Source organism: Mycobacterium sp. (assembly GCF_049281135.1).
Lineage (GTDB): Bacteria > Actinomycetota > Actinomycetes > Mycobacteriales > Mycobacteriaceae > Mycobacterium.
The window spans coordinates 1-2,125 of sequence record NZ_JBAPRN010000739.1; the positions used below are offsets into that span (position 1 = coordinate 1).

General features: G+C 64.7%; 3 protein-coding genes. All 3 read left to right on the forward strand.

The window, feature by feature from the left end:
* Complete coding sequence (locus WAN02_RS29440; RefSeq protein WP_422268917.1) at positions 1-711, forward strand: SDR family NAD(P)-dependent oxidoreductase; 711 nt, start codon at positions 1-3, stop codon at positions 709-711.
* 16 nt (positions 712-727) lie between these two features.
* Positions 728-1,207, forward strand: coding sequence for a VOC family protein (locus tag WAN02_RS29445; RefSeq protein WP_422268918.1), 480 nt, complete (start codon positions 728-730; stop codon positions 1,205-1,207).
* A gap of 13 nt (positions 1,208-1,220) precedes the next feature.
* Positions 1,221-2,125, forward strand: a 905-nt coding sequence (locus WAN02_RS29450) for an LLM class flavin-dependent oxidoreductase (protein ID WP_422268919.1), incomplete at its 3' end; no start/stop codon positions are given.

Consider the following 2,125-nt stretch of genomic DNA (forward strand, 5'->3'; position numbering starts at 1 on the left):
GTGTTGATCACCGGTGGAACCAGCGGGATCGGACACGCGACAGCGTCGTTGTTTCGCGACGCCGGGGCGCAGGTCACCATCACCGGTACCAAACCGTCGGCAGCGGACTATGAGGCGGACCTGTCGGGCATGGCGTACCACCAGCTTCGGATCACCGACCGCGACTCGGTGGATGCGGTGGTGGGCAACTTCAGTCAACTCGACGTCCTGGTCAACAACGCGGGAGCGAATTTCCCGGGCGGCCTTGATGAGTCGAAGCCAGATGGGTTCGAAGCCTCGGTGGCGCTCAACCTGACCGGGCCGTACCGCCTGACGGTCGGCCTGTATGGCGCGCTCAAAGCATCGACAGCGCCCGGGGGTGCCAGCGTGGTCAATCTGGCGTCGATGTCTGCGCTGCGCTCCGTCGCGCTGGTGCCCGGCTACGGGGCCGCCAAATCCGGCGTCGTCAACATCACCCGAAATCTCGCCGTCAAATGGGCGGGCAAGGGAATTCGCGTGAACGCCGTGGCGCCGGGTGCGATCGACACCCCGATGACCGCGCCGATGCACGGCGCAGCCGAACTGGTCGAGGCCGAACTGGCACACATCCCGCTGCGACGGTTCGGATCGGTCGCCGAGATCGCGCCCACCATCGCATTTCTGTGCACCGAGCAATGCAGCTACACCAGCGGCGCAGTCTTCGTCGTCGACGGCGCATCCGATTGCGTCTGAAACTGTAAGGAAACCAATGACATTCGTGCTCAAGCCGGAGGACTACTATCACACCGGCATCGTCGTTCCCGACCTCGATGCCGCGATGGAACGGCTCAGCGCGGTAGCCGGTTACCAATGGATCACCCCGCTGACGTACACGCTGCCGTTTCGCACCGTGAACGGAACCCGGGAACTCACCTCAACATTCGTCTACTCGCTGCAGAGCCCGCACGTGGAACTGATCCAGCAGGTGCCGGAAAGTCCGTGGACGGCAGCGGCGGGCAACTCGGTGCACCACCTGGGCTACTTCGTCGACGACCTCGCCGAAACCGCGCGAGCGTTGGAGGCCAACGGCTTTGCCTTCGAGGCGACCGCCGACATTTCGCCACCCGACTTGGCGCTGTTCGCGTACTACATCGACGCGTTCGGCACCCGTATCGAGATCGTCGACCGCAAGCTGTTCCCAGACTTTCCCGCGTTCCTGAAGTCGGCCGCGCCGCCGGCCGACGCGTAACCGGAGGGTTGACATGGTGCTTCCGGTGCTGCGCTTCAACTTCGCCTCGCCGCAGGGGGAACCACGGACCCAAGGCGAACTGATCCGCACTGCACTCGAATTGGCGCAATGGGGCGAGTCGCGGGGCATCTTCACGGTCAGCATCGACGAGCACCACGCCACCGGACAGGGATGGAGCTGCAACCCGATACTGGCCGCCGGGATGTTTCTGGCACAGACGACGACGCTGATCGCCAGCGTGGACTGCGCGCTGGGGCCGCTGTGGAACCCGGTCCGGCTCGCCGAAGACATCGCCTTGGTCGACAACATGAGTCGCGGTCGACTGCACACCACGGTGGGACTGGGTTACCGCACGGTCGAATATGACTCGCTCGGAGTCGATTTCAGCGAACGCGGCCAACTGATGGACAGCCTGGTCGAGCGGATGCTGTCGGTGTGGGCAGACATAGGTTCCTGGACCCGGCCACATCCACCGCTGTACGTTGGCGGCGGTGCCCGGGTCACCGCGCGGCGTGCGGCGCGGTTTCGGTTGCCGCTCAGCCTCGCCGACCACCTGCCCGACGTCGCGGCTCACTATCGCGAGCTGTGCGCCGAAGTCAGTCTGACGCCGATGGTCATCATGCCCGGCCCGGTCAACCGCGGAATGATCTATCTGCATGAGGATCCTGACCGGGCATGGGCCGAGCTCGGCGAGCATATCCTTTGGGAGGCAGTCACTTACGGCGGCTGGTCGGCTGACCAACGATCGTTGATGCACCTACCCGGTGTTCAGACGCTCGAGGAGGTACGGGAGTCGGGACGGTACCGTTTCCTGACCCCCGATCAACTGATCGCTGAAGTCCGCGATGCTCCCGACTACGGGCCGCTGGTGCTGCATCCCCTGGTCGGCGGCATGCCGGTTGACGAAGCGTGGAAGTC

Bases quoted from the DNA above. Each gene is read 5' to 3' on its own strand.
- WAN02_RS29445 (WP_422268918.1), top strand. From the start codon at position 728: ATGACATTCGTGCTCAAGCCGGAGGACTACTATCACACCGGCATCGTC.